The 22,363-nt window shown below is 70.4% G+C and carries 20 protein-coding genes; 11 read left to right on the top strand and 9 right to left on the bottom strand.

All coding sequences use genetic code 11. The features are described 5' to 3' along the window. Window positions 1-123: 123 nt before the first annotated feature. The 4 genes from AC1DVZ_RS16300 to AC1DVZ_RS16285 all read right to left on the bottom strand — a co-directional run bounded on the left by AC1DVZ_RS16300 (window position 124) and on the right by AC1DVZ_RS16285 (window position 5,631). A complete protein-coding gene (locus tag AC1DVZ_RS16300; RefSeq protein ID WP_477619255.1) occupies window positions 124-2,286 on the bottom strand; it encodes a 3-hydroxyacyl-CoA dehydrogenase NAD-binding domain-containing protein in 2,163 nt (720 codons plus the stop codon). A gap of 71 nt (window positions 2,287-2,357) precedes the next feature. Beyond that, the gene (locus AC1DVZ_RS16295) at window positions 2,358-3,575 is read right to left on the bottom strand and encodes a thiolase family protein (RefSeq protein WP_477619254.1); all 1,218 of its coding nucleotides are present in this window, start codon (window positions 3,573-3,575) and stop codon (window positions 2,358-2,360) included. 119 nt (window positions 3,576-3,694) lie between these two features. Further along, window positions 3,695-4,984 carry an HRDC domain-containing protein gene (locus AC1DVZ_RS16290; RefSeq protein WP_477619253.1) on the bottom strand — a complete coding sequence of 430 codons (1,290 nt, stop codon included), beginning with the start codon at window positions 4,982-4,984 and terminating at the stop codon, window positions 3,695-3,697. Between the two features lie 59 nt (window positions 4,985-5,043). Beyond that, the gene (locus tag AC1DVZ_RS16285; protein WP_477619263.1) at window positions 5,044-5,631 is read right to left on the bottom strand and encodes a DUF3000 domain-containing protein; all 588 of its coding nucleotides are present in this window, start codon (window positions 5,629-5,631) and stop codon (window positions 5,044-5,046) included. Between the two features lie 78 nt (window positions 5,632-5,709). On the opposite strand from AC1DVZ_RS16285, the gene AC1DVZ_RS16280 reads away from it, so the two are divergent. Together AC1DVZ_RS16280 and hemE are read left to right on the top strand one after the other, a co-directional pair. Further along, window positions 5,710-6,534: a DMT family transporter gene (locus tag AC1DVZ_RS16280; RefSeq protein ID WP_477619252.1), complete on the top strand. Its 825-nt coding sequence runs from the start codon at window positions 5,710-5,712 to the stop codon at window positions 6,532-6,534. A gap of 43 nt (window positions 6,535-6,577) precedes the next feature. Beyond that, window positions 6,578-7,612, top strand: a complete 1,035-nt coding sequence (gene hemE, locus AC1DVZ_RS16275; RefSeq protein ID WP_477619251.1) for a uroporphyrinogen decarboxylase — start codon at window positions 6,578-6,580, stop codon at window positions 7,610-7,612. A 35-nt stretch (window positions 7,613-7,647) separates the two neighbouring features. Here the strand turns inward: hemE and AC1DVZ_RS16270 are convergent, their stop codons facing one another. Then, the gene (locus AC1DVZ_RS16270) at window positions 7,648-8,637 is read right to left on the bottom strand and encodes a DUF4349 domain-containing protein (RefSeq protein ID WP_477619250.1); all 990 of its coding nucleotides are present in this window, start codon (window positions 8,635-8,637) and stop codon (window positions 7,648-7,650) included. A gap of 127 nt (window positions 8,638-8,764) precedes the next feature. On the opposite strand from AC1DVZ_RS16270, the gene hemG reads away from it, so the two are divergent. The 3 genes from hemG to AC1DVZ_RS16255 all read left to right on the top strand — a co-directional run bounded on the left by hemG (window position 8,765) and on the right by AC1DVZ_RS16255 (window position 11,962). Continuing rightward, window positions 8,765-10,219 carry a protoporphyrinogen oxidase gene (gene hemG / locus AC1DVZ_RS16265; RefSeq protein ID WP_477619249.1) on the top strand — a complete coding sequence of 485 codons (1,455 nt, stop codon included), beginning with the start codon at window positions 8,765-8,767 and terminating at the stop codon, window positions 10,217-10,219. Between the two features lie 4 nt (window positions 10,220-10,223). Further along, window positions 10,224-10,937, top strand: a complete 714-nt coding sequence (gene hemQ / locus AC1DVZ_RS16260; RefSeq protein WP_477619248.1) for a hydrogen peroxide-dependent heme synthase — start codon at window positions 10,224-10,226, stop codon at window positions 10,935-10,937. 89 nt (window positions 10,938-11,026) lie between these two features. Beyond that, window positions 11,027-11,962, top strand: coding sequence for a cytochrome c oxidase assembly protein (locus AC1DVZ_RS16255; protein WP_477619247.1), 936 nt, complete (start codon window positions 11,027-11,029; stop codon window positions 11,960-11,962). A 40-nt stretch (window positions 11,963-12,002) separates the two neighbouring features. Here the strand turns inward: AC1DVZ_RS16255 and msrB are convergent, their stop codons facing one another. Next, on the bottom strand, window positions 12,003-12,431 hold the full coding sequence (gene msrB / locus AC1DVZ_RS16250) for a peptide-methionine (R)-S-oxide reductase MsrB (RefSeq protein WP_477619262.1): 429 nt from the start codon (window positions 12,429-12,431) through the stop codon (window positions 12,003-12,005). A 136-nt stretch (window positions 12,432-12,567) separates the two neighbouring features. Between msrB and AC1DVZ_RS16245 the strand changes: the two genes are divergently transcribed. Together AC1DVZ_RS16245 and AC1DVZ_RS16240 are read left to right on the top strand one after the other, a co-directional pair. Further along, a complete protein-coding gene (locus AC1DVZ_RS16245) occupies window positions 12,568-14,718 on the top strand; it encodes an ATP-dependent DNA ligase (protein WP_477619246.1) in 2,151 nt (716 codons plus the stop codon). After that, window positions 14,718-15,896 (top strand): alpha/beta hydrolase family protein, encoded by a 1,179-nt coding sequence (locus AC1DVZ_RS16240; RefSeq protein WP_477619245.1) that lies wholly within the window; start codon window positions 14,718-14,720, stop codon window positions 15,894-15,896. The genes AC1DVZ_RS16245 and AC1DVZ_RS16240 overlap by 1 nt, the downstream gene beginning before the upstream one ends. A gap of 30 nt (window positions 15,897-15,926) precedes the next feature. Here the strand turns inward: AC1DVZ_RS16240 and AC1DVZ_RS16235 are convergent, their stop codons facing one another. After that, window positions 15,927-16,643 (bottom strand): dihydrofolate reductase family protein, encoded by a 717-nt coding sequence (locus AC1DVZ_RS16235; RefSeq protein ID WP_477619244.1) that lies wholly within the window; start codon window positions 16,641-16,643, stop codon window positions 15,927-15,929. A 49-nt stretch (window positions 16,644-16,692) separates the two neighbouring features. On the opposite strand from AC1DVZ_RS16235, the gene zapE reads away from it, so the two are divergent. From zapE to AC1DVZ_RS16220, 3 genes are all read left to right on the top strand, one after another. After that, window positions 16,693-17,697, top strand: a complete 1,005-nt coding sequence (zapE, locus tag AC1DVZ_RS16230) for a cell division protein ZapE (RefSeq protein ID WP_477619243.1) — start codon at window positions 16,693-16,695, stop codon at window positions 17,695-17,697. Between the two features lie 12 nt (window positions 17,698-17,709). Further along, window positions 17,710-18,696 (top strand): PPK2 family polyphosphate kinase, encoded by a 987-nt coding sequence (locus AC1DVZ_RS16225; protein ID WP_477619242.1) that lies wholly within the window; start codon window positions 17,710-17,712, stop codon window positions 18,694-18,696. A gap of 85 nt (window positions 18,697-18,781) precedes the next feature. Beyond that, the gene (locus tag AC1DVZ_RS16220; RefSeq protein ID WP_477619241.1) at window positions 18,782-19,156 is read left to right on the top strand and encodes a VOC family protein; all 375 of its coding nucleotides are present in this window, start codon (window positions 18,782-18,784) and stop codon (window positions 19,154-19,156) included. On the opposite strand, the gene AC1DVZ_RS16215 is transcribed toward AC1DVZ_RS16220, so the two are convergent. Continuing rightward, window positions 19,153-19,362, bottom strand: coding sequence for a hypothetical protein (locus AC1DVZ_RS16215; RefSeq protein ID WP_477619240.1), 210 nt, complete (start codon window positions 19,360-19,362; stop codon window positions 19,153-19,155). The two genes, AC1DVZ_RS16220 and AC1DVZ_RS16215, sit on opposite strands and share 4 nt — an antisense overlap. A 60-nt stretch (window positions 19,363-19,422) precedes the next feature. Then, a complete protein-coding gene (locus AC1DVZ_RS16210) occupies window positions 19,423-21,069 on the bottom strand; it encodes an acyl-CoA dehydrogenase family protein (protein WP_477619239.1) in 1,647 nt (548 codons plus the stop codon). A gap of 32 nt (window positions 21,070-21,101) precedes the next feature. Here AC1DVZ_RS16210 and AC1DVZ_RS16205 point away from each other — a divergent pair, with 32 nt between their 5' ends. Beyond that, entirely contained in the window at window positions 21,102-22,262 is a 1,161-nt protein-coding gene (locus tag AC1DVZ_RS16205; RefSeq protein WP_477619238.1) for a YihY/virulence factor BrkB family protein, read from the top strand. The last annotated feature ends 101 nt before the right edge of the window (window positions 22,263-22,363 follow it).

Raw genomic sequence — 22,363 nt, 5'->3', positions numbered from 1 at the left:
CCCGCGTCTTCCACCACGGCCCGGCGTCGAGGACACGCGCTGGAGAAAGTGAAATGAGCCTGACGAAACCGTCAGGCTCATTTCACTTCCGGGCGTAGCAGGAGATCAGAAACTTTCCGGAGATCAACCCGCGAGGGTCGGCACGCTGGCCGCGCCCGGCGGGAGGAAGCGCTTGCCCGTCACCTTCTCCGAGACGCCCTCGCGGTCGAGCAGGGGCGTGAGGCCGCCGTTCCAGAACTGGAAGCCGGCGCCGGTGATCATCGCCAGGTCGAGGTCCATCGGGGCCGCGACCACGCCTTCGTCGAGCATGCGACGCGACTCGTCTGCGAGCACGCCGAGCACCCGCTCACGGACCTCCTCCGTGGACAGCACGACCGGGTCGGCCGGCTTGTCGAACAGCGCCTCGACCTCCGGGTCGACGACGGGCCTGCCCTCGGGCCAGAGGTAGATGGCCGGCTTCTTGGCCGCGACGACCTTGCGCAGGTTCTCCGAGACGTAGAAGCGGTCGGGGAAGGCCTTGGCCAGGGTCTCGTTGTTGTGCAGGGCGATGGCCGGACCGACCAGGCCGAGCAGGATGAACGGCGGCATCGGGGCAAGCCCGGCGAAGGCGCGGTCGGCGACCTCGATGGGAGTGCCCTCGTCGACGACCCTGGCGACCTCGCCCATGAATCGGCCGAGGAGGCGGTTGACGATGAAGGACGGGCTGTCCTTGGCCAGGATCGTCGTCTTCCTCAGCGTCTTGCCGGTGGCGAACGCCGTGGCGAGGGTCGCGTCGTCGGTCTGCTCGCCCTTGATGATCTCGAGCAGCGGCATGACGGCGACCGGGTTGAAGAAGTGGAAGCCGACGACCCGCTCGGGGTGCTCCAGCTCCGCGGCCATCTCGGTGATCGACAGCGAGGACGTGTTGGTCGCGAGGACGCACTCGGGTGTGACGATCGCCTCCACCTCGGCCCAGACCGTCTTCTTGACGGACATCTCCTCGAAGACGGCCTCGATGACGAAGTCGGCGTCCGCGAAACCCTCCTTGGAGGTCGCTCCGGTGACCAGGCCCTTGAGCCTGTTGGCCTTGTCGGGGCTGATCCGGCGCTTGCCGAGCAGCTTGTCGACCTCGGCGTGGACGTAGCCCACCCCCTTGGCCACGCGCTCCTCGTCGAGGTCGGTCATCACGACCGGCACCTCCAGGCGCTGGGCGAACAGCAGGGCGAGCTGGCTGGCCATCAGACCGGCGCCGACGATGCCCACCTTGGTGACCTTGCGGGCCAACGCCTTGTCGGGGGCACCTGCAGGACGCTTGGCCCTGCGCTGCACCAGGTCGAAGGAGTAGAGCCCTGCGCGCAGCTCGTCACCCATGACGAGGTCGGCGAGCGCCTCGTCCTCGGCAGCGAAGGCGTCGTCGCGAGTGGCGGTGCGAGCGGCCTCGACGAGGGCGAGGGCGCGGTAGGGAGCCGGCGCCTTGCCGCCGGTCTTGAGGTCGACCAGACCCTTGGCGGCCCTGAGGGCGGCGGCCCACTCGGCCTCGTCCCGGGAGACCCCGTTGCCGTCCTTGGTGGTGCGCTCGACGACGGTCTCGCCCGTGAGGACCGCTGCCGCCCACAGCAGCGACTCCTCGAGGAAGTCGGCGGGTGCGAACATCACGTCGGCGATGCCCAGCTCGAACGCCTGCGGGCCCTTGAGCATGCGGTTGGTGTTCATCGGGTTCTCGATGATGACCTTGAGGGCGTTCACCGGACCGACCAGGTTGGGCAGCAGGTAGCAGCCGCCCCAGCCCGGGACGAGCCCGAGGAAGGTCTCCGGGAGCGCCAGCGCGGGCACGCCTGCGGAGATGGTGCGGTAGTCGGCGGACAGCGCGATCTCCACACCGCCTCCCATGGCGGCACCGTTGACGAAGGCGAAGGTCGGGACGGGCAGGTCCATGATCGCCGCGAAGGCCGCGTGACCGGCACGGGCGACCTCGATCGCCTGCTCGCGGTCGCTCGCCTGCGACACGGCCTTGAGGTCCGCGCCGACGGCGAAGATGAACGGCTTGCCGGTGATGCCGACCGCCTGGATCTCACCGGCGTCGGCCCGGGTGCGCAGGGCGTCGATGGTGGCCTTCAGCCCGGCGATGGTCTGCGGGCCGAACGTGTTGGGCTTGGTGTGGTCGAAGCCGTTGTCCAGTGTGACCAGCGCCAGGGTTCCGGCCTTGCCGGGGAGGACGACGTCACGCACGGGGGTGTGGGTCACGACCTCCTCGAACGCGGCCGTCTGCTTCGCGGTGGTGTCGGTTGCGGTGCTGTCGCTGCTCATTGGCTCGCTCCCGCGCTCGCTCCGCGCCTCGCTCGTTCCTCGCTCGGGTGCTCGCTTCGCTGTCTGCTCGCTCATGCCGCGATCTCCTGGCCGTAGTCGGCGTGGTGGGGGTTCTCCCAGATGACGCTGGCGCCCATGCCGATGCCGATGCACATGGCGGTCAGGCCGTAGCGGACCTCGGGGTGCTCCTCGAACTGTCGGGCCAGCTGGGTCATCAGGCGCACGCCGGAGGAAGCGAGCGGGTGACCGATCGCGATGGCGCCGCCGTACTGGTTGACGCGGGGGTCGTCGTCGGCGATGCCGAAGTGCTCGAGGAACGCCAGCACCTGCACGGCGAAGGCCTCGTTGAGCTCGAACAGGCCGATGTCCTCGATCGCGAGGCCGGCCTTGGCCAGGGCCTTCTCGGTGGCCGGGACCGGACCGATGCCCATGACCTCGGGTTCCACACCCACGAAAGCGAAGTCCACGAGGCGCATCTTCACGGGCAGGCCGAGCTCCTGTGCGGCCTGCTCGGAGGCGAGGATGCACGCGGTGGCACCGTCGTTGAGCCCCGCCGAGTTGCCGGCGCTGACGTTGCCGTGGGGGCGGAACGGCGTCTTGAGGGATGCCAGGTCCTCGACGGTGGTGCCGGGACGCGGCGGCTCGTCCTGGGTGGCCAGGCCRTAGCCCAGCTCCTGGTGGCGCGTGGCGACCGGCACGAGGTCGGGCTGGATCTGGTCGTTCGCGTAGGCCTTGGCGAGCTTGTCCTGGGACCCCACGGCAAACGCGTCGCTGCGGTCCTTGGTGATCGAGGGGTACCGGTCGTGCAGGTTCTCGGCGGTCGAACCCATGACGAGGGCGGAGGGGTCGACGAGCTTCTCCGCGACGATCCGCGGGTTGGGGTCGACGCCCTCACCCATGGGGTGGCGACCCATGTGCTCGACGCCCCCGGCGATCGCGATGTCGATGGACCCGAACGCGATCGAGCTCGCTGCCGTGGTCACGGCCGTCATGGCGCCGGCGCACATGCGGTCGATCGAGTAGCCCGGCGTGGTGTTGGGCAGGCCGGACAGGAGGGCAGCCATGCGCCCGAGCGTGAGGCCCTGGTCGCCGATCTGCGTGGTGGCGGCGATGGCGACCTCTTCCACGCGCTCAGGAGGGAGCTCGGGATGACGGCGCATCAGCTCGCGGATGCAACGGATGACGAGGTCGTCGGCGCGCGTCTGGGCATACATGCCCTTGTCGCCGGCCTTGCCGAACGGTGTGCGAACGCCGTCGACGAACACGACCTCATGAAGGGTGCGGGGCACGGGTGGCCTCCCTTGATTGAGTCTTGGGGTTCACCGGTATGCCGGTGGGTACGGACCCGATGCTACTTCCCGGTAACAACGAGGTCACCAGAACCGGCGCGTGAGAGCCGTCACCCGCATCAGGCGTCGGGGTTGGCCTCGAATGCCGCCTCGATCATCGGCGCGACGACGCTGGCCTGCCAGTGCCTGGCGCCGAGCGTGCACAGGGCATCGGCGAACCCTGCGGCGGTCTGGTCGGCCGGGGGCGTCCAGATCACCCGGCGCAGCGGCTCCGGCGACAGGACGTTCTCGATCGGGATCACGTGCTCGGTGGCAAAGGCGGTCAGCGCCTCGCGCGTGGCGGTCAGCCGGGCGGCCGCGACGGGGTTGCGCTCGGCCCAGGCGCGCTGAGGCGGCGGACCGTCCGAGCGCAGGGTCATCGGCGGCAGGTCACCTTCGGGGATCGCATTGGCCCGGGTGACGGCGTCGAGCCACTGGCGCTGGTAGCGCCGGACGGAGCGATGCCCGCCGGGAAGCGTGCCGGGGTTGGTCGGCGACTCCATCGCCACCTCGACCAGCACCGCGTCGGGCAGCACGCGCCCAGGGGCGACGTCGCGGTCCTGGGCGATCTGGTCGCGGGTCTCCCACAGCTCTCGCACCACGGCCGCGATCCTGCGGTGGCGGACGCGGTGCATCCCGCTCGTGCGCCGCCAGGGGTCGATGCGCTGCGCCGGGCCCATGAAGTCGAGCAGGGCCTCGAACTCCTCGCGCGCCCAGCTGTCCTTGCCCTGCTTGGCGAGGTCGACGCCCATCAGGTTGCGTACGTCGACCAGCACCTCGACGTCGAGGGCGGCGTAGCGCAGCCACGGCTCGGGCAGTGGCCTGGTGGACCAGTCGACCGCGGAGTGCTCCTTGGCCAGGGACAGGCCCAGGTAGTGCTCGACGACCGCGGCCAGCCCGACACGGGGCAGGCCCAGCAGCCGCCCGGCGAGCTCGGTGTCGAACAGCTGCTGGGGTCGAAGTCCCACCTCCGCGAGACAGGCGAGGTCCTGGGTGGCCGCGTGCAGGATCCACTCGGCACTGCCGATGGCGTCGTTGACGGGCGACAGGTCGGGGCAGGCCATCGGATCGATCAGCCAGGTGCCCGAGCCCTCGCGTCGCAGCTGTACGAGGTAGGCGCGCTGCCCGTAGCGGTAGCCGCTGGCCCGCTCGGCATCAAGGGCAACCGGTCCCTCGCCGGCCGCGATCGCGCGAGCGGCCTCCATCAGTGCCCGCTCGGACTCGACGACCGGGGGCACGCCGTCGACAGGCATGTCGAGCGGGGTCAGCGGGGCGGCTGGCTCCTGCTCGGTCTCCTCGGTCGGCACGGCCTCCGTCCGGAGGGCCTCCGCCTGGTCGGCCGCAGTCTGCTCGGCCTCGGTGTCGGTCACCGGATCAACCTACCCGGCCGATGCCACGGAACACGCCCCGAGAGGTCAGCACTCCACTGTTAACGGCGTGGTCCCGGCAGGGCGATGACGCCCTCGGGCAGGGGTGGCAGACCCGCGATGGTGCACAGCAGGTCGGACCATGCGACCAGGTGGGCGCCGACGTTGCCGGCCACCGGGGTCCACGAGGCGCGGACCTCCATCTCGACGCTGGCGGGCCGGTCGGCGAGGCCGGCGAAGCTCTCGGAGACGACCCTGGTGACCGTGCCGGCCTCGGCGGTGTAGCCCAGGTGGTGATGGGCGAGGGCGTCGGTCAACCAGGACCAGCCGACCGCACCCAGCATCGGGTCGTTGGCCAGCTCGGGCTCGAGCTCGGCGCGGGCGAACGTCACCGCACGCCAGGCCCCGTCCCAGGGGTCGGGGACCGACGGGTCGTGCAGCAGCACGAAGCGTCCCGACGCCAGCTCGTCCTCGTCGTCCGCGGCGCCCACCACCTCGGCGGTGAGGGCCACGGCATACGGCGCGATGCGCTGCGGAGCGGGCACCTCGGTGAGGCGGACCTCGGGGCGCAAGCGTGCTCCGCGCAGGTCACTGAGCGCCTGCGTGAACTCGGGGGATTGGTCGCCAGGGACCGTTCGGCTGCCCACCATCAGAGGGTATGCCGCGATGTCGAATATCACAGGGAGGTTGCCGTCCGCGTCGTGTCGCGGCACGGGTAGCGTGCGGCCATGCTCTCGCTGCTCGCGCTCGCGTCCAGCGCCAGCTGGGGGACGGCGGACTTCTTCGCCGGGTTGTACTCCCGGCGCCGCCCAGCCGTCGCGGTCGTGGGGTGGACGCAGTCCCTGGCGTTCCTCGTCCTGTGTGTCGTCGTCGCGCTCCGCTGGGAGCACCTCACGTGGACCGGCTGGCCGCTGTGGTCGGTCGGGGCTGCCGTGTCCGGGGTGGCGGGACTGCTGTGCTTCTACACCGCCCTCGCCAGCGGCACGATCGGGGTCGTCGCCCCGATCGCGGCGCTGGGCGTGGCCGTCCCCGTGCTGCTCGGCGTGGCCACCGGCGACGAGCCGTCCTCCTGGACCTGGGTGGGGATCATGGTCGCCGTCGTCGGGGTGACCCTGGCGTCTGGCCCCGAGCTGAGTGGCGGGGTGTCCCCGCGACCCGTGGTGCTGGCGGGCGTGGCGGCGGTCGGCTTCGGATTCGCGCTGTTCTGCCTCGACCGTGGCGCCCGTTCGTCGACCTTGATGACGCTGTGGGGGATGCGGGGGGTGTCCTTCGTCGTCTTCGTCACGCTGGCGTTGGTGGTGCGCTCACGAGGAGGGATGCAGGCGCGCGAGATGCCCGCCCTGCTGGCCATCGGCTGCGGTGACCTGGGCGCCAACGCGCTCTTCGCCATCGCCTCGTCGCGCGGACAGGTCAGCGTGGCGAGCGTGCTCGCCTCGCTCTACCCGGTCGCGACCATCGTGCTGGCACGGGTCCTGCTGCACGAGCGGCTGCGAAGGATCCAGCAGGTGGGCGCCGTGCTGTCGCTGGCAGGGGCGGCGATCATCGCCCTCTGACGCGGGTTCTGGGCGACTGCACGCGGCCACCTAGAATTGCCGGGTGACCTCCCCCCACGACTCCGCCCTGGTCCGCGCTGCCCGGTGCCAGCCGGTGAGCCACACGCCGGTCTGGTTCATGCGTCAGGCCGGGCGCTCGCTGCCGGAGTACCGCAAGGTCCGGGAGGGCGTCGGGATGCTCGAGTCCTGCCGTCGCCCCGACCTCGTCACCGAGATCACCCTCCAGCCGGTGCGGCGACACGGCGTCGACGCCGCGATCTTCTTCTCCGACATCGTCGTGCCCCTGGCCGCGGTCGGCGTCGACCTCGACATCGTCCCCGGAGTCGGGCCGGTCGTCGCCAAGCCGATCCGCACGCGCGGCGACCTCGACCGCCTGCCGGAGCTGACGCCGGAGCACGTCCCCTACATCACCGAGGCCGTCCGGCTCCTCACCTCCGAGCTCGGCGACACCCCGTTGATCGGCTTCGCGGGCGCACCGTTCACCCTGGCGAGCTATCTCGTCGAGGGTGGCCCGAGCAAGAACCACGAGCACACCAAGGCCCTGATGTACGGCGACCCGCAGCTGTGGCACGACCTGTGTGCGCGCCTGGCCCAGATCTCGGGCACCTTCCTCGACGTGCAGGCCGCCGCCGGGGCCTCCGCGGTGCAGCTGTTCGACTCCTGGGTGGGAGCACTCCCGCGGGCCGACTACGAGCGCTTCGTGGCCCCTCACTCGACCGCCGCGCTCGCCGCGGTGGCGACGCGCGGCATACCCACGATCCACTTCGGGGTCGGCACGGGGGAGCTGCTGCCCGCGATGGGCGCCGTGGGTGCCGACGTGGTCGGTGTCGACTACCGCGTGTCCCTCACCGATGCCCTCGCCCGGCTCGACGGTTCGTATGCCGTGCAGGGCAACCTCGACCCCGCCCTGCTCTTCGCGCCCTGGGAGGCGTTGGAGGCCAAGGTCCGCTCGATCGTCGAGGAGGGCCGGGCCGCGCCGGGTCACATCTTCAACCTGGGCCATGGTGTGCTGCCCGACACCGACCCCGATGTCCTGACCCGCGTCGTCGAGCTCGTGCACGAGGTCGGCCAGCGCTGAGTCGCTGACCGACCTCGCCCCTGCCGTAGTGGGGGCTACTGCGGCAGGACGGCGGGGGGCGGCGTCACCAGCCGACGGCGACGCAGGTACCACCACACCGGCAGTCCCATGAGGCTGAGCAGGACGAGGAACGGCAACATCGCACCGACGACCGTGAGCAGCACGGCTGCGGACCCGGTGAAGGCGTCCCATCCGCCCTTGAGCCCGACGAGGAAGCCAGCCTGGTCGGGCTCCTCCACGATGGCGTTGGGCTCAGTGGTCAGGCTGATCTGGACGGGGGAGCGGGCGACGCTGCCCTTGAGGGAGGCGAGCTGCGCCTCGAGGGACTCTAGGTCGGACTGGCGGCGGGTCAGCTCGGCCTCCATGGCGACGATCTGGTTGAGGTCCTTGGCGTCCTTGAGGAAGGCGCGGACCCGCTCGACGCTGACCCGCATCGTCTCGAGCCGCGACGCGGTGTCGACGATCTGGCCGCCGACGTTCTCGCTCGAGCTGGTCGAGCGGATCACCGTGCCGACCGACCCGAGCTCGGCGATGACCCGGTCAAGCTCGGTGGACGGCACCGAGATGGTGATCTCGGCGTAGGTCGTGGCGGTCACCTTTGCGGACTCGGCCAGGGGGGCGCCGCTGTTCGCCGTCCCGATGTTCTCCGACAGGACGATGCCCTGGGCGGTCGCCGTGGTGGCCCGCACCTTGGCGACTGCCTGGCCGATGTTCTTGACCTGCAGCGCGACGGTGGCGCGGCGGGCCAGGGACTCCTGGTTCGCCGCGAGGTTGGCGGCCGTGACGCCGGTTGCGTTGGTGCCCGATCCGGGCTTGGCCGAGTCGCCTCCCGAGGCGGGACTGTCGCCGGCGGAGGGGGCGGCGGCCCGGCCGGACGACTCGTTGGAGCCGCCGTTCGCGACCGAGGCTGCGCTGTCGGCGCTGGAGCTGTCGGAGCCGCCACCCCCACAGGCGGCGAGAGCGAGCGTTGCGAGGAGAGCTGCGCCGACGACGGCGATGCTGCGGTGCGGACGAACGCGGAACATGGCGACCCCCTGGTCGTGTCGAGCTGGTCGTATCGGGTGGGGCGGAATACCGGTGCGACTGCTGTCGTGGGCTCGACGTTCCCACCCTGCGGTGTCGAAACAGTCACGATCTTGAAAGGGTGTGGGCATGGTCGGATCACGAATCCTCATCGTCGGGGGAGGCATCGCTGGACTTGCCTGCGCTTGGGAGCTGTCGCGTGCGGTTCCCGACGCGACCATCACGATCCTCGACGCGGCAGACCGGCCCGGCGGCAAGCTCCGACGCGAACCCGTGGCGGGGGTGGCGCTGGACGTGGGCGCCGAGTCGATGCTGGCCAGACGACCGGAGGCACTGGACCTGATGACCGAGCTCGGGCTCGACGGCGAGGTCGTCCACCCCGCCACGACCTCGGCCTCCGTCTGGTCACGCGGCGACCTGCACCAGCTGCCCAAGGGCACCCTGATGGGGATACCTTCGCCGCCCGCCTCGGCGCTCGGCATCCTGTCGACCGAGGAGGTCGCGCGAGCGGAGGGCGAAACGCCTTGGGACAGAGGCGAGTTCGAGGACGTGTCGGTTGGTGACTACGTCGCCGCCCGGTTGGGCGACGCGGTCGTCGACCGCCTCGTCGAGCCGCTCCTCGGGGGCGTGTATGCCGGGCAGGCGCGGTCGTTGTCGCTGCGCGCCTGCCTGCCGTCCGTGTTCGCGGCGGTGCGGCGAGGCGAGTCCCTCACCGAGACGGCGGCGGCGGCATCGGCGGGCCAGCCGGACCAGCGGGGAGCGGGCCAGGCAGAGGTCACGCCGGTCTTCGCTGGGCTGGTGGGTGGCGTTGGACGGCTCGCCGAGTCGCTGACCGAGTCGCTGCGGGCTCGGGGCGTGACGATTCGCAGCGGCACGATCGTCCGTGAGCTCCACCGCGAGCCGGCCACCGCCGGTGGCGGCTGGTCGGTCGTCGTGGGCCCGCAGCCAAGGCCCGAACGACTCATCGCGGACGCGGTGGTCATCGCCGTGCCCGCCGCCCCGGCGAGCCGACTACTGGTCAGGCACCTGCCCGACGCGGCCCGGGCGCTGCGTGAGGTCGAGTACGCCTCGATGGCGATCATCACCCTTGCCGTGGGGGCGGACGGCCCTGGCGCGGTGCCGCTTCCGGGCTCGGGGTTCCTCGTTCCGGCGGTCGAGGGCAGGACGATCAAGGCCAGCACGTTCTCCTCGACCAAGTGGCGATGGACCGCTGAGGCGGCTGGCGACCTGTCCTTCCTGCGCGCGTCCGTGGGCCGGTTCGGCGAGACCACCGACCTGCAGCGTCCCGACGAGGAGCTCGTCGCCATCGCCGTCGCCGAGGTCAGCGAGGCCCTCGGCCACCAGCTGCCCCGGATCGTCGACACCCACGTCCAACGGTGGGGAGGGGCGTTGCCGCAGTACACCGTCGGGCACGTCGACCGGGTGGCCCGCATCAGGACCGCGGCGGCGGCCGCGCAGGGGCTGGAACTGGCCGGCGCGGCATACGAGGGCGTGGGGATCCCTGCCTGCATCGCGAGTGGACGTTCGGCGGCGCTGGCGGTGGCCACCCACCTGCGGACGCGCCGGGCCGGCGCGGGAGGATAGGGGCATGAGCGAGCCGCACCCGTCCAACCCGAACGCCGCCCGGATCCGCGAGGTCAACGACTCGATCCGGTATGCCATGTGGTCGGTCTTCTCCGTCACCGCGCCGCTGGGCGACAACCGGGACGTGATGGCCAAGGAGGTCGAGGACCTCTTCGCGCAGCTCGAGGCCGAGGGTGTTGTGACGCGCGGCGTCTACGACATCGGGGGCCTGCGGGCCGACGCCGACTTCATGGTCTGGTGGCACGCCGAGCGGATCGAGGACGTGCAGCGGGCCTACCGCTCCCTGCTGCGCACCGAGCTGGGTCACCTGCTCGAGCCGACCTGGTCGGCCGCGGCGCTGCACCGGCCGGCCGAGTTCAACAAGAGCCACATCCCGGCGTTCCTCGGCGACGAGCCGCCGAAGGACTTCATCTGCGTCTACCCGTTCGTCCGGTCCTACGAGTGGTACCTGCTCCCCGATGCCGAGCGCCGCGACATGCTGCGCGAGCACGGGCAGCAGGCCCGTGACTACCCCGACGTGAGGGCCAACACGATCGCGTCGTTCGCGCTGAACGACTACGAGTGGGTGCTGGCCTTCGAGGCCGACGAGCTGCACCGCATCGTCGACCTGATGCGTGAGCTGCGGGCCTCACGGGCACGCATGCACGTCCGCGAGGAACTGCCGTTCCACACCGGTCGCCGCGTGCAGGTCGACGAGCTCCTCGCCTCCCTGCGCTGACGCGAGGTCCGTCGGGCGTCCTCGGGTCGTCACCGGAAGCTCGCGGAACCCTCAGGACCCTCTCAGGGCTGTGGGGGCAGGCTCGGGTCGTGCCTGCCTTCGCCCCGGCCGACCTGGTCACCCGCTGGGTGGTGTCCCCCTTCGGAACGGCGTTGGCCCTGGTGCTGGCGCTTTCCTACGCAGCGGCCCTCGTCGCGCTGCGCCGCTCCGGTGGGGCCGTCCCCGTGCTGCGACCGCTGGCCTACTACGTGCTGGGCGTCGGCTCGCTGCTCCTGGCGACGGACGGTGGTCTCGCGGCGTCGCGAGGCACGTCGTTCGTCGCCGCCGCGACGCAGTCGGCAGTCCTGGCCGCGGTGACGCCGGTCGGTATCGCACTGGGCGACCCCCTGGGACTGGCACGTCGCGCGGTGGGCACGGAGGCGACCCGCGGCCTCGACCGGATCCTGCGCAGCCGAGCGGCACGGGTCATCTTCTTCCCGCTGCTCGCCTCGGTCGTCGCGACGGCGCTGCACCTGCTGCTCTTCACCACGCCGTGGCTCGCGGCATCGGTTGCGCACGCATGGGTGCGCGAGCTGACGTATGCCGTGCTGCTGGTCAGCGGGCTCGTGTTCGTCCTGCCGCTGCTGGGCGAGGCGCTCGTGCCGAGATGGTGCACGGCTGGGGTGCGGGTCCTGATCGCGTTCGGCGACGGCCTGCTCGACGCGGTCCCCGGGGTCGTCGTGATGGCCTCACCCGCGTTGCTGGGTGCGCCGGTAGCGACCTTCCTCGCCGCACGTGACCCGCTGTGGGAGCAGCGGCTCGGTGGTGGCGCGATGTTCGGGGTGGCCGAGGTCGTGGGCCTGCCGCTGCTGGCCGCGACCGTCCTGGCGTGGGTCCGCTCCGATGCGCGCGAGGCGGCCCTCGTCGACGCCCGACTCGACCGCGAGGCGCGGGAACGTCAGGAGGCCGGCGATGGGGCGCCCGACGGGGGGCTGGACCGTCCCTGGTGGGAGACGGACCCGCGCTTCACCCGCCGGGCTCCCTAGGTTGGCGCCCTGGGGTTGGCCTCCCAGGGCCCGCACGCGATCAGCTGGCGTCGGACTTCGGGCGCATCGTCAGGCTGATGCTGTTGATGCAGTACCGCTGGTCGGTGGGGGTGCCGTAGCCCTCGCCCTCGAAGACGTGCCCGAGGTGGCTGCCGCAGCTGGCGCACCGCACCTCGACCCGCTTCATCCCCATGTCGAAGTCCTCGAGGTACTCCACCGAGTCGCCTGCGAGAGGCGAGTAGAACGACGGCCACCCGCAGTGGCTGTCGAACTTGGTGTCGGAGGTGAACAGCTCTGCACCACAGGCTCGACAGGCGTAGACGCCCTCGTCCTTGGTGTCGGTGTACTCCCCGACGAACGGGCGCTCGGTGCCCGCCTGGCGGAGCACCTGGTACTCCGCCGGGCTCAGCTCCTCGCGCCACTGCTCGTCGGTCTTGGTGACGGCATAGGTGCGGTCGGTCTGGTCCATGCTCACGTTTCGGCTCCTTCGCGTGGTGATCCCTCGTCGTCCAAACAGTTTCACGTCCATCACAACGCAAGACGGGTCGATTCTGGTCCCGCTGATCCCTACGGCCCGGTGACGGCTCCCCAGATAGGCTCGCGCCATGGCGGCCAAAGCAACCGAGCTGGAAGTCCCCGGGGGACCTGAGGGATCGCGACTCGTGCGGATCTCGAGCCCCGAACGGTTGATCTGGCCCGACGACGGGATCACCAAGCTCGACCTCGCGCGGTACGCCATCGACGTCTCGGACGGCTTCATGCGTGCGCTGGGCAACCGCCCGGTGACACTCCAGCGGTTCCCCGAGGGCATCACGGGCGAGGAGTTCTGGACCAAGAACCCGCCCAAGGGCATGCCCGACTTCATCAACCCCGTCATGTGCACCTACCCGTCGGGGCGCAAGCACCTCCAGGTCGTCGTCGAGGAGCCGGCCGCCGTGGTGTGGGCGATGCAGATGAACACGGTGACCTTCCACCCGTGGCCGGTCCGCACGACCGACGTCGACAACCCTGACGAGCTGCGCATCGACCTCGACCCGCAGCCGGGACGCGACTTCAAGGACTCCGTGGAAGCCGCCCTCGTGCTCTGCGAGCTGCTCACCGAACTCGGCCTGACCGGCTGGGCCAAGACCTCCGGCAACCGTGGAGTGCACGTCTTCGTGCGGGTGGCGCCCACCCACGAGTTCCTCGACGTGCGGCACGGAGTCATCGGCATCGCGCGCGAGCTCGAGCGGCGCCTGCCCGACCTCGTGACCACGTCGTGGTGGAAGGAGGAGCGCGGCGAGCGCGTCTTCGTCGACTTCAACCAGGCGTGCCGCGACCGCACCATCGCCTCGGCCTACAGTCCTCGTCCGCTCCCCGGAGCGCCCGTGAGCATGCCGGTCGGCTGGGACGCGCTGGGGGGTGTGGGTCCCGGCGACTTCACCGTGCTGACGGTGCCGGGGATCGTCGCCGCGGACGGTGACGCGTGGGCTGGCATGGACGATGCCGTCGGTGACGTCTCCGCGGCAATCGCGCTGTGGGACAAGGACGTGAACGAACGTGGTCTCGGAGAGCTGAACTTCCCGCCGGACTACCCCAAGATGCCCGGAGAGCCCCCGCGGGTGCAGCCGAGCAAGCGGCGCAAGGACAAGTCCGACGAGGACTACATGCCGCCCAAGGCGGAACGCGACGCAGACCTGCGCTCCGTCTGGGGTCCGGTGGTGCCTCCCGTCGCCCCGATGCTGGCCAAGCCGGTCAAGGGGATCCCCACGGGCGACTACCTCTTCGAGCCCAAGTGGGACGGGTTCCGCTCGATCATCTTCCGGTCCGGCGACCAGGTCGAGATCGGTAGCCGGAACGAGAAGCCGATGACTCGCTACTTCCCCGAGGTGGTGGAGGCCGTGCTGGCGAACTTCCCCGAGAAGTGCGTCGTGGACGGCGAGATCGTGCTGATCGGCGGGACGGGCGACCGGCTCGACTTCGATGCCCTCCAGCAGCGGATCCACCCCGCAGCCAGCCGGGTGAAGAAGCTCGCGGCCGAGACCCCCGCAAGCTTCGTCGCGTTCGACCTGCTCGCGATCGGCGACGACGACCTCACCGAGCGCCCCTTCTCGGAGCGCCGTGCGCGCCTCGAGGAGGCCCTGGCGGACGTGCAACCGCCCGTCCACCTGACCCGGGCGACCGACGACCCGGGTGTCGCGCAGGAGTGGTTCGAGCAGTTCGAGGGGGCCGGGCTCGACGGCGTCATCGCCAAGCCCCTCGACATCGCCTACGTGCCCGACAAGCGGCTGATGCTCAAGATCAAGCACGAGCGGACCGCGGACTGCGTCGTGGCGGGCTACCGCACCCACAAGAGCGGCGACGACCTGATCGGGTCGCTGCTCCTGGGTCTCTACACGGACGAGGGGTCGTTGATGAGCGTGGGCGTGATCGGGGCCTTCCCGATGGCGCGACGCAAGGAGCTGTTCGACGAGCTGCAGCCTCTGGTCACCGACTTCGACGACCACCCCTGGGCGTGGGCCAAGGAGGAGATGGGCAGTCGCACGCCGACAGGTGGGGCGACGTCTCGCTGGAACGCCGGCAAGGACCTGTCGTTCACACCACTGCGGCCCGACCGCGTGGTCGAGGTGAGGTACGACCACATGGAGGGCGCCCGGTTCCGCCACACCGCCCAGTTCGTCCGCTGGCGGCCGGACCGCACCCCGCAGTCCTGCACGTACGACCAGCTCGAGGAACCGGTCAGCTTCGACCTCGCCGACGTGCTGGGGGAGAGGTAGTGGCCACCGGAGCGACCCCGATGTCTCCGGCTCGCAAGGCGGCCATCGCGGGCGCCGTGACCGCAGGGTCGGTCCTGACTGCAGGCGCCCTGACCACCATGGGTGCCGCGACCTACTTCGCACGCAGGGTGCTCACCCCTGACCGCCAGCGACCCGACGACACCCAGATCCTTGCCGTCACCGACGACTCGGTGACCCTGGGCGTGAGCCCCGAGACCGTCTCGCCCGGGCGGTACGGCCTGTGGCTCGACGGGGAGAGCGGCCACGCGCGAGTCGGTGAGGTCCTCGAGCTCGACCAGGGCTCGGGCCGAGTGCGCCGCGAGCTGCTCGGTGTCGACTACGGACACCTCGCCGGTGGGTTCGGCCGCTGGAACCAGTACTACTTCGCGAGCCCCCCGGATCGCTCCCTGGGGCTGCGCACCGAGTACGTCGACGTGCTGACCGAGCTCGGCACCATGCCGGCCTGGGTGGTGCCCGCTGCCTCGCAGTCGCACCGTTGGGCGATCCTCGTCCACGGCCGCGGCGCGAGACGCCACGAAGGGCTGCGGGCCGTGAAGCCGCTGCACGACAGCGGGATCAACGTCATCATTCCCAGCTACCGCAACGACATCGGAGCCCGCAGCGGTCCGGACGGGCGCTACAACCTCGGCCTCTCGGAGTGGCGCGACATCGAGGACGCCGGCCTGCACGCCGTACAGCGCGGGGCGCGCGAGCTGCTCCTCGTCGGCTGGTCGATGGGAGGGGCCATCGTCCTGCAGACCCTGAGCCGCTCCTGGCTGGCCGACCACGTCACCCACGTGGTCCTCGATGCGCCGGTCATCGACTGGGGCGACGTGCTGGCCCACCATGCGCGGGCCAACGGCATCCCGGCCCCGATCGGCGGTCTCGGCCGGGCCCTGATGGGCCGCCGCTCGGCGCGGCGACTCGTCGGCGTGCACGACCCGGTGGACGTGGCGAAGACCAACTGGGTGGCGCGCGCGAGCGAGCTGGAGCACCCGATCCTGCTCATCCACTCGGTCGACGACGAGTTCGTCCCCGTGGGCCCGTCCCAGGCCTTGGCGCAGGCGCGGCCCGATCTGGTGACGATGGAGCCGTGGGACACCGCGCGGCATACCAAGGAGTGGAACGTCGACCCGGTCCGCTGGGAGCGGTCGGTCGCCGAGTTCGTGGCCACCTGAGCAGTCGACGGGCGGCGAGGGGCCGTCTGGTCAGCGGTTGACGAACCAGCGTCCGAGGATGCTGCCGTCCTCCTCGAGCAGGACCGCGGGGGAGGCGGGGACGTTCACGGCTGGTCCATTGACGATGGCTGGGTGCTCGCCGCCGACGATGATCGGTGACCAGGTGAGGTCGAGCTCGTCGACGACTCCCGCCTTCAGCAGGCTCCCGAGCAGGCTGGGACCCCCTTCGCAGAGGATCTGGCGAAAACCCTTGTCCTCCAACATGTTTCTCATCCGCACCAGGTTCACCGAGTCGGTGCCGGACGTGAGGACGAACTCCTCACCGATCAACTCGCGCGAGGCGTCCAGGGCACGCGCGTCGGCGCCACTGCGGGTGACGAGCAGGACAGAACCGGGAGGTCCGTCGGCAACGCTCACGGGCAGCTGTCCCGAGTGGCTGACCACGACGAGCGTCGGCGCGGCGGGATCCTCGGACTTCAGGGAGGGGTAACCCTCGGCCCTGACGGTGCCGGCACCGACCACGACCACGTCCGTCATCCGGCGCAGCAGGTCGAAGACCACGTGGTCCGCCTCGGTGTTGATGCTCCCCGACTTCTGGTCGGGGCCGTTGGCGGCGCCGTCCAGGGTCGCCACGAAGTTGGCTCGCAGCCAGCGCCGAGCCGGCGGGGCGTACAGATCCGCGAGGTCGGCGGCGTCGACGAGGTCACCGGGGGCATGGGTGCCGGACGAGTCAAGCAGCAGGCGCATGCGCACAGTCTTGCATTTCCCCCGATCTTCCTTCACTAGGCTCCACAGCGTGCCCGGCTCCCTCCTCGACCGCTCCCCGCAGCTGGACCGCGCGCGGCTGGTGCGCGAGCTCGTGCCGCCTCCCCGATTCGACGCCGAGCGGTTCACCACCTACCGGCCGGATCCGTCCGAGCCCTCCCAGGCGGCCGCGGTCGAGCGACTCGAGGGGTATGCCGTGTCGCTGGGACAACGCGCCGGCGGCCGATGGTTCGCGCGGCGAAAAGCGGCCGCGGGGGACGGTCGCGGGGTCTACCTCGACGGCGGCTTCGGAGTCGGCAAGACCCACCTGCTGGCGTCGTTGTGGCACGAAGCCAACGGGACCAAGGCCTTTGGCACCTTCGTCGAGTACACCAACCTGGTCGGTGCCCTGGGTTTCCAGCCCACCGTCGAGGCGCTCAGTGGACACCAGCTGGTCTGCATCGACGAGTTCGAGCTCGACGACCCCGGCGACACGGTCTTGATGGCGACCCTGCTCGGTCGACTGGCCACAGCGGGTGTCTCGCTCGCCGCGACGTCCAACACGCTGCCCGACGCACTGGGGGCTGGGCGGTTCGCGGCCGAGGACTTCCTCCGCGAGATCCAGGCCCTGTCCGCACGGTTCGAGGTGCTGACCGTCAACGGCCCCGACTACCGGCACCGAGACAGCGTCGACAGCCCATCGCCGTGCTCGGAGGACGAGGTACGTGCGGGCGTGGACGTCGACGGTGGAGTTCTCGACCACTTCGTCGACGTGACGCGCCACCTCGCGACGGTCCACCCCAGTCGCTACCGCTCGATGCTCGACGGGGTCACCGCTGTGGGATGGACCCACGTGCGCCCCGTGACGGACCAAGCCGTGGCGCTACGGCTCGTCGTGCTCGCGGACCGGCTCTACGACGCCGACATCCCTGTCTTCGCCAGTGGACTGCCGCTGGGCGACGTGTTCTCGAGGGAGATGCTGGCCGGCGGCTACCGCAAGAAGTACTTCCGTGCGATCTCGCGGCTGACAGCCCTCGCGCGCCACGACCTGCGATGACAGGATGCCTGAATGCGCAAGGGGAAGCTCGACGCCAAGGCCAAGGACAGCAAGAAGTCCAAGGGCGACAAGAAGTCCAAGGGCGACAAGAAGTCAAAGGGCGGGCCCAAGTCCAAGGTCGCTGGTCTCGACGCCACCGCCGCGTCCGACAAGGGTGTGCCCGAGCCGATCGCGTTCGCCGACGCGCTGAGGGTCGCTGACGGCTTCATCCTCGCGGAGCTCGACGCGCACTCCACTCCCGGGTTCGAGGGCGACAAGGCGGCAGGCGAGGAGGCCCTCGCCGCACGGGCAGGGGAGATCAGCCAGTTCCAGGAGCGGCTGTATGCCGAGTCCAAGGGTGAGGTGAAGCGCTCCCTCCTGCTGGTCGTCCAGGGCATGGACACCTCCGGCAAGGGCGGCATCATGCGTCACGTCGTCGGCCAGATGGACCCCCAGGGCGTCAAGTACACCGCCTTCAAGGCACCCACGGCCGAGGAGCGCAAGCACCCCTTCCTGTGGCGCATCCGCAACGCCCTCCCCAGCCCCGGCCAGGTCGGCGTCTTCGACCGGTCGCAGTACGAGGACGTCCTCATCGTCCGGGTGCACGAGCTCGTGCCGCGCGCGACGTGGGCGCGGCGCTACGCCCAGATCAACGACTTCGAGGCCAAGGCCATCGCGGACGGGACGACGATCGTCAAGGTGATGCTCCACGTGTCGGCGGACGAGCAGAAGGCGCGGCTCACCGAGCGGCTCGAGCGCGAGGACAAGCACTGGAAGTACAACCCGGGGGACGTCGACGAGCGCCTGCGCTGGCCGCAGTACCAGGAGGCCTACCAGGCAGTGCTCGAGAAGACCTCGACCGACGCCGCCCCGTGGTTCGTGGTTCCTGCCGACCGCAAGTGGTACGCCCGGCTGGCGGTCCAGAACCTGGTCCTCGAGCACCTGGCGGCCATGGATCCGCAGTGGCCCGCGGCCGACTTCGACGTCGAGGCCGAGAAGCAACGGTTGGCGAAGTCCTGAGCGCGTCGTTCCACCGATGAGTTTGCCGGGCCGTCAGGGTCGGTACCGGTTGTAGAGACCGGGTCGTCAACGGAAGGAATCAGCGATGCTCAAGGACTCCCAGGCCTTCAGTGGGTTCTCGGTGCCGGACACCGAAGCCGCCCGCACGTTCTACGCCGACACTCTCGGGCTGGACGTGACCGAGGCGAACGGCATCCTCACGCTGCACCTGGGTGGTGGGCACCGCGCCATCGCCTACCCCAAGCCCGACCACGTGCCCGCGACGTTCACGATCCTGAACTTCCCGGTGGCCGACATCGAGGCCACCGTGGACGAGCTGACCGGTCGAGGCGTGGTCTTCGAGAAGTACGAGGGCACTCCGATGGAGACCGACGCCAAGGGCATCTTCCGCAAGGGCGGACCCCTCATCGCCTGGTTCACCGACCCCGCGGGCAACGTCTTCTCGGTGCTCCAGGACTAGGTCTGCCGGTCCGCTCCGCCACGGGTTCCGATCAGTGCCCCCAGCGCGGTGCCGACGACAACCATCGGGATGCCCATCACCACGAGTGGGTCCGTGATCTCGTACCAGTCGCTCTGGACTGCCGAAGGCAGCAGGATGACCAGTGCCACGGCCGCCACACCGAAGCACAGGCCGATCAGCGCACCCCGCCCCGGATTCCCCCTCATGTGGCCAGTGTCGGGGCTGGGTCCGTGGTTGTCGAGCAGCACGAGGGGAGCCCGCGAGGGCTACCCGCTGAAGGCGCGGTCGATGATCGTGCGGGCGTGCTGGGTCGAGAGGTCAGCGTCGAGGGTGCCGAAGGTGGCTCCGTGCCGGCCGCCGAGGCGGCTGGCGACGAACGCGTCGGCCACCTCGGTCGGTGCGTAGCGAGCCAGCAGAGAGGCCTGCAACGTCACCGCGAGGTGCTCCACGACGTGACGCGCGCCCGCCTGCGCGCCCGGCTCCGCGGCATACGCGATCACGTCGTCGACGCGGGTGATGGCCCCGTCGAGGACGGTGCTGTGGCCGCGGGCGAGGGCGAGCTCCTTGCGGAACGCCTCGACCGACAGGGGCTCGCGGGTGATCGCGCGCAGGACGTCGAGGGCGTTGACGTTGCCCGAGCCCTCCCAGATCGAGTTGAGCGGCGCCTCACGGTAGAGCCGCGCGAGGCCGTTCTCCTCGACGTAGCCGTTGCCGCCGAGGCACTCGAGCGCCTCGGCGACCATGGGTGAGGTGCGCTTGCAGACCCAGTACTTGCCGACGGCGACCCCCAGCCGCGAGAGGGCGGTGTCACCCTGGTCGACGGCGTGGGCGAGGCGCAGGGCGAGCGTGGTGGCGGCCTCGACCTCGAGAGCGAGGTCGGCCAGGACGTTCTGCATGAGTGGCTGGTCGACGAGCAGGGCCCCGAAGGCCGAGCGGTGCCGGGCGTGGTGGATCGCCCGCACGAGCGCCGCTCGCATCGTCGACGCCGACCCGAGGATACAGTCGAGCCGGGTGGCGGCGACCATGTCGAGGATCGTGCGGATGCCGCGACCGTCGTCGCCGACGCGCACGCCCCAGGTGCCGTCGAGCTCGACCTCGGACGAGGCGTTGGACCGGTTGCCCAGCTTGTCCTTGAGCCGTTGCAGGGCAAAGGAGTTGCGCGTGCCGTCGTCGAGCGCGCGCGGCACGAGGAAGCAGCCGACGCCGGCATCGGTCTGCGCGAGCACGAGGAACGCATCGCTCATCGGGGCCGAGCAGAACCACTTGTGACCGGTCAGCCGGTAGGTCTCGCCGCCCTCGATCGGACCGTCCGCCGCCGCAACCGCCCGGGTCGTGTTGGCGCGGACGTCGGAGCCACCCTGCTTCTCGGTCATGCCCATCCCGACGAGTGACCCGCGCTTGTCGGCCAGCGGCCGCAGCCCGAAGTCGTAGCTGCGCGAGGCGAGCTGGGGCAGCCAGCGTGCTGCGAGAGGTGCGTTGGCTGCGAGGGCCGGCGCCGCGGCATACGTCATGGAGATGGGGCACAGGTGGCCCTGCTCGTTCTCGGACCACGCGATGAAGCCGGCTGCTCGCCGCACGTGCGCGCCGCTGCCGGCCGCCTGGGTCCACGGCTCGGCGGTCAGCCCGGCACCGACGGCGACCTCCATGAGTGAGTGCCACGCAGGGTGGAAGGCGACCTCGTCGATGCGTTCACCGGTGGGGGAGTGGGTGCGCAGGACGGGCTCGTTCTCGTTGGCCTGGATGGCCCATTCGCGTGCCTCGCCGCTGCCCGCACAGGCGCCCAGCGCACTGACCTCGTCGTATGCCGCGGGGCCGGCCCAGCGTCTGAGGCCTTCGTCGAGGGCCGGCTGCGACGCAACCGTGTTGTGGTCGGGCAGTGGGGGCACCTGGTTGGTGACGGCGTGGGTGGGCACGAGGGCACACTATGCCGGGATACCGTGACGGGGTGACACCTAAGGCACGGGTACGCCGCGCGCTGCTCCGCGTGCCCGGCGCCATGCCCGCGGCCAAGCTGACGGTGGAGACGATCCGGGTGTGCCTGCGGTACCGGGTGACCGGTCTCGCCTCGGAGGCAGGCTTCTTCATGCTGCTGTCGCTGCCGCCCCTGGTGCTGGGGCTGTTCGGTGGTGTGGGTTACGTCAGCGGTTGGCTCGGCAAGGACATCGTCAACGAGCTGATCACGGGGATCCAGAACTTCGCGTCCGACTTCCTGGTCGCCAACGTCGTCGAACAGATCATCCTGCCCACGGCGAACGACGTGCTGAAGAACGGCCGTGGCGACCTGATCTCGCTCGGCTTCCTGCTGTCGATCTGGTCGGGGTCTCGGGCGCTCAACGTCTTCGTCGACACGATCTCGATCATGTACGGGCAGTCCGGCGAGCGGGGGATCGTACGGACTCGTGCGCTGTCGCTGACGCTGTACTTCCTGTCGCTGATCGTGGGGATCGTGGTCGTCCCGCTCGTCGTGATCGGCCCGACGTGGCTCAAGGACCTCTTGCCGTCTGGGGCCGAGTTCCTGGCGTACCTCTACTGGCCCGTCGTGACGATCGCCGCTGTCGCGAGCATCGCGACCCTCTTCCACATCTCCACGCCGCGTCGGTCGCCGTGGCTGCGGGACGTGCCCGGTGCAGTGCTCACCTTGCTGATCTGGGTGCTAGCGTCCTTCGTCCTGCGCGGCACGATCACGGCCTCGGTCAGCGGGGGAACCTCGATCTACGGTCCGCTGTCAGCCCCGATCGTGCTGCTGATCTTCCTGTACGCGCTGGCCATCGCCGTCCTCATCGGCGCCGCCCTCAACGCAGCGATCCGCACGATGTGGCCGGTGGCGGACCGGCTGTCCCTGCGGGCACAGGTGGTGACGTGGGTGAAGGCCCGGGTGTCGGCGCGCAGGAGGGCCTCGCTGCCCCTCAACGCGCCGGTCAGGGACGATCCGCCGAGTCTCGACGGGGCGCGTGACGAGCTGACGTCCTCGGTCAAGGGGCTGCGGGAAGAGGCGCGAAAGCCGCTGACCCCCATGCCTCGTGGGTCTGAAAACGCCGCGGACGACACCCAATTTGGAGACGACGCCGATGATCGGATAATGTCTGCACGCACGCGCAGCGGGTGAAAAACCCCGTTCAACACCAATAGCGCGTGTATGCGGATGTAGCTCAGTTGGTAGAGCGCAACCTTGCCAAGGTTGAGGTCGCCGGTTCGAGCCCGGTCATC

The organism is Pedococcus sp. P2_E5 (assembly GCF_056403895.1).
The sequence above is the reverse complement of the archived record's forward strand: the minus strand, read 5'-3'. Positions and strand labels throughout refer to the sequence as shown.